Here is a 4,272-nt window from a genome sequence, read left to right as displayed (position 1 = left end):
TTTTCCTGCTCAGTTAAACCGTTCAGTGGGAATTTTTTGTCAGGATCGTCTGCGAGCGCCTGGTCACGCCTGGAGCTAAACGAATTGACTTTGCCAGAGTCTTGAAAGGCCGCGATTGCTACCGCGATACGCTTGTAATTCACATCGATATTGGCGTCATCACAAGTGATCGGAATGGTCCAGGCCTGTTCGAAAAGTGGAGCATACTGAGCCTTTTGAACATGCTGACAGACACCCGCTCTATCCGCTTTGTTCTGCTCGACAGGATTGACGAAAGGGCCTAATGCTTGGACGGCGGTCGGCCCGCGCAATCGGCCGTAGGCAGCTTTTAGCCCATCAGGATCGGTCGTTCCCGTAAAAACCTCATCGCCGATTTTGTTTGGGTCAGCAGTGCTTCCGGCGGGAATATTGCCTTTAGCGCGGCCGTCCCAGAATGCACCACCGAGTACCCCGGACGGTGGGCCAACCACACCTTCCTGAAATGGCGGGATGAAACTTGCGTAGGCATTGCTGGGTGGCTTACGGTTTCCGATCGTGTGCGGATTGGCGCCGGTTATCGCCACTTGAGTGAGATTGGTTTGGGATTGCGATCCCGTCCAACCAGCCCTCGGGTCATGGCAGGTAACGCATGCCATGCGCGGTGGATTGGAGATTTTGTCCCAGAAGACTTGCTCACCCAACTGCTGTAGCGCTGCAAGATCAGCAGCGTTCGTGCTGAGAGAGGAAAAGAATATCGGAAACGTCGCGGCTGACGCGACGATGAAAGATTTTTGGATTTCCTTAAGAATCATAATGCCCATCTCCAATAAGAGTAACAAACGTATAGAAATTCATTTCTTTTCATTTGAAGCAGAAGAAATGCATAGGATCAAATTAATAAAGCTTTGTTACTTGTTGCGTGGGTATGCTATAAGAATAGTAAATCGTCATACAATACGGCATTTGCATACATTTTCCTGCTTAAAATAATAAAGGAGGCTATCATTGAATTAATAAAACTTGAGGTCGATAACCACTCGCTTCACCCTCACTTTTTAAATTCATGGTTTTATAAATCAGACGAAAGCCTCCATTTTCAATACTTTTATAGCTGTTCCAGATTACTTGATTCGTCTTGCTACCGTTAACTAAAAAGCGTCCACCAGGTTGCCGGTAACATTTGTTCATACTGTCAGGTGCTCCGCAAGCCGATGCGGATGCCGTGTGCTTCCCCATGTCAGGAACGAACAGAGGGTTTTTACATTATTCGTTGGCAACAGTGACAATGCGGAACAATGGTACGGGAAGTGCAATCATTGCGGATATGAGCTATCAGATTGTGACTCATCAAAGTAGTGAGTAAACAAAAGAGCCAGTGATTGTTGATTCGATGGCGCTAGCGGTAAGCATCACTTATTCCATCTCTAAATAAAACCTGACTTTGTCGGCTTCACCTTGCCGTATTATTTATACTGTCTGCGGCTCGCCTTCGCGTCATTTTTGATTTGGAAATGGAATTAGCACAGCTGGCGTCAAGGTCGCTTCATTGCCACCTTGATCCAGAAGCTGGCCAATGCCGAAGTCGCTGCGATAATAATCCAAAGTTTGACCTACTGATGGTTCAAGGAACCCTTTAGCCATATCGAGATCATAAATTCATATATTTTGTAACATGTGTGGCAAAAGTGTTGCAATTAGTCCAGAAACACTGCATTTAATACGCTGCATTTAATACGCTGCATTTAATACGTTATGCTAAAAGATTGGAGCAGTGCCATAACACACAATATGCACAAGGATTTGTGATAAATTCAGCCTTTTCTACCGTGACAGTCGACCAAGCCGCATCCTTGCACCAAGAATTCACCCAAGTAAGGAAAGATTCTGAAACGTTGTGTGCGCCTCTGGAAATCGAAGACTACGGCATTCAGACTATACCGGATGTGAGCCCGCCTAAATGGCATCTGGCACATACTAGTTGGTTCTTTGAAACATTTCTTCTCAAACCATTTCTCAAGCATTATCATGAATTTGATGAACACTATGCACACTTGTTCAATTCCTACTATGAACAGATCGGAACGTATCATCCACGCGCGGAGCGGGGCCTGCTTTCCCGCCCGACCGTAAAGCAGATATATGCTTATCGGCAACATGTGAATGCTGCTATGCTGGTTCTACTAGCACAGGAAACTCTGCCAGATTATCCCGAAATCGTCCGGCGCTGCATCATCGGTCTACATCATGAGCAGCAACACCAGGAATTATTGCTGACCGATATCAAGCATATTTTTTCGTATAATCCGCTGCGCCCGGTGTACCGGGAGCTGTCAATGGGCAACACAAACCATACCGCTGATTTATTCTGGCATGAACAACCCGGTGGCGTGTATGAGATCGGTGCTGATGCTGCTGGGCATTTCGCATACGATAATGAAACTCCCCGACATAAGGTTTATCTCAACTCGTTTCGCATCGCTTCACGCCTTGTCACCAATGGTGAGTACCTGGAATTCATGCATGCAGGCGGTTACTACAATCCTGCTTACTGGCTGTCCGATGGCTGGAAGATTGTGCAAACTCAACACTGGCAGGCACCGTTGTATTGGGTAAAGCAGGATATGCAATGGTATGAAATGACGCTTGGGGGGGTGCGCAAACTCGATGCTCATGCACCGGTATCGCACGTCAGTCTGTACGAGGCGCATGCCTATGCCAACTGGTGCAATAAGCGTCTTCCAAGAGAGGCAGAGTGGGAGATCGTGGCGCGCCAACAACCGATTACCGGCAACCTGCGCGATGCTGGTTACCTGCAGCCAATGCCAGCAGATTTACAGGGACTGGCCCAATTTTATGGTGACGTCTGGGAATGGACCCAGTCAAGCTACTCACCCTATCCCGGCTACCGGGCAGATTCAGGCGCGCTGGGTGAATACAATAGCAAGTTTATGAGTAGTCAGGTGGTATTACGGGGTGGCTCATGCGTGACGCCGCAAAACCATATACGCGCTACTTACCGAAATTTTTTCTATCCTGGGGACCGCTGGCAATTCAGCGGTATCCGCCTAGCGGAGGACATCACATGAATATCAGCAATGCCACATCCATCGCGTTTCATGATTATCACCCCAAGCCGGCTGATTTTTTTGTTGAGGTGATTGACGGCCTGTTACATCGCCCCAGGTCGATTCCGCCGAAATTTTTCTATAACGAGCGCGGCTCACAGCTCTTTGAGCAGATCACCGGACTGCCCGAGTATTATCTGACGCGCACCGAGCAGGCTATCCTGGAGAAAAATGCCGAGGAGATTGCCCGCATCGTCGGACGCAATTGCTTGCTGATAGAACCAGGTAGTGGCAACTGTGAAAAAGTGCGTCTATTGCTTGATGCCCTGCAACCGCAAACTTATGTGCCCATGGATATCTCCCGGGATCACCTGCGCAAAGCAGCGATTAATCTGTCGGCCGATTATCCCTGGCTGGATGTGCATGCATCCTGTATCGATTTTACCCAACCACTGGACTTGTCGTTTTGTCCTCCTGATTCACAGCGTGTGGCATTTTTTCCGGGTTCAAGCATAGGCAATTTTGAACCAGATAGTGCGACCAGGTTTTTGGCACAGGTTGCCGACGTCGTGGGGCCGGGCGGAGGCATGCTGATTGGCGTAGATTTAAAAAAGGATCGTTGCATTCTCGATGCCGCTTACAATGACACGACAGGCGTAACTGCACAATTCAACCTCAATCTCTTACAACGTATCAATAGCGAGCTCAACGCCGATTTCGATCTGAACCACTTTACCCATCATGCCTTTTACAACGAGCACAAGGGTCGTATTGAAATGCATCTGATCAGCCAGTTACGCCAAGCTGTACACATCGAGCAGCATACAATTGAATTCGCCAAAGGCGAAAGCATTCATACCGAGAACTCTTATAAATATACTATCGAGGAGTTCCAGGCGCTTGCCATTCGTGCGGGCTTTGTACCTGTTTACTTATGGACTGATGCCGATGCACTATTCAGTGTACAGTATTTTGAAATACCCGCATGTTAATTCCACTGAATCCATCCGCCAAACTTCGAAATAGGTATAATTTTATCCTCCACAAAACGAGGTAAGAAGGAAAGCATTGGGTCTACCATCGGATTTTGCAGGATGACACACCACAGAACCATAGACTGATATAGTAAATACGGATGGGGATGTGGCTCTTGGGGTCAGCGGCAGGGATTCTGTCTCGCTAGGCTTGAAATGCCGTCCCCGTCCTCCTGCGTCATCCGGTGTGTCGT

The 4,272-nt window shown here is 48.1% G+C and carries 6 protein-coding genes; 2 read left to right on the top strand and 4 right to left on the bottom strand.

Annotation, left to right across the window (positions count from 1 at the left end):
* From BM122_RS20475 to BM122_RS23745, 3 genes are all read right to left on the bottom strand, one after another.
* On the bottom strand, window positions 1–818 hold an 818-nt coding region (locus BM122_RS20475), incomplete at its 3' end, for a cytochrome-c peroxidase (RefSeq protein ID WP_218152200.1).
* A 163-nt stretch (window positions 819–981) separates the two neighbouring features.
* Window positions 982–1,167, bottom strand: coding sequence for a hypothetical protein (locus BM122_RS20470; RefSeq protein WP_074907428.1), 186 nt, complete (start codon window positions 1,165–1,167; stop codon window positions 982–984).
* A 306-nt stretch (window positions 1,168–1,473) separates the two neighbouring features.
* Entirely contained in the window at window positions 1,474–1,620 is a 147-nt protein-coding gene (locus tag BM122_RS23745) for a hypothetical protein (protein ID WP_177198236.1), read from the bottom strand.
* A 161-nt stretch (window positions 1,621–1,781) separates the two neighbouring features.
* Between BM122_RS23745 and egtB the strand changes: the two genes are divergently transcribed.
* Both egtB and egtD read left to right on the top strand, forming a co-directional pair.
* On the top strand, window positions 1,782–3,065 hold the full coding sequence (gene egtB / locus BM122_RS20465; protein WP_177198235.1) for an ergothioneine biosynthesis protein EgtB: 1,284 nt from the start codon (window positions 1,782–1,784) through the stop codon (window positions 3,063–3,065).
* A complete protein-coding gene (gene egtD / locus BM122_RS20460; RefSeq protein WP_074907426.1) occupies window positions 3,062–4,036 on the top strand; it encodes an L-histidine N(alpha)-methyltransferase in 975 nt (324 codons plus the stop codon). Before egtB ends, egtD begins: the two co-directional genes overlap by 4 nt.
* Before the next feature lie 42 nt (window positions 4,037–4,078).
* Here egtD and BM122_RS24615 read toward each other — a convergent pair.
* Window positions 4,079–4,272: hypothetical protein (locus BM122_RS24615; protein ID WP_218152199.1), on the bottom strand; the 194-nt coding region annotated here is incomplete at its 5' end.

Source organism: Nitrosomonas communis, from assembly GCF_900114745.1.
Taxonomy (GTDB): domain Bacteria; phylum Pseudomonadota; class Gammaproteobacteria; order Burkholderiales; family Nitrosomonadaceae; genus Nitrosomonas; species Nitrosomonas communis_A.
Note: the sequence above shows the minus strand (reverse complement) of the source record. Positions and strands in the feature narration are given on the sequence as shown.

Bases quoted from the DNA above. Each gene is read 5' to 3' on its own strand.
- BM122_RS20470 (WP_074907428.1), bottom strand. From the start codon at position 1,167: ATGAACAAATGTTACCGGCAACCTGGTGGACGCTTTTTAGTTAACGGT.
- BM122_RS23745 (WP_177198236.1), bottom strand. From the start codon at position 1,620: ATGGCTAAAGGGTTCCTTGAACCATCAGTAGGTCAAACTTTGGATTAT.
- egtD (WP_074907426.1), top strand. From the start codon at position 3,062: ATGAATATCAGCAATGCCACATCCATCGCGTTTCATGATTATCACCCC.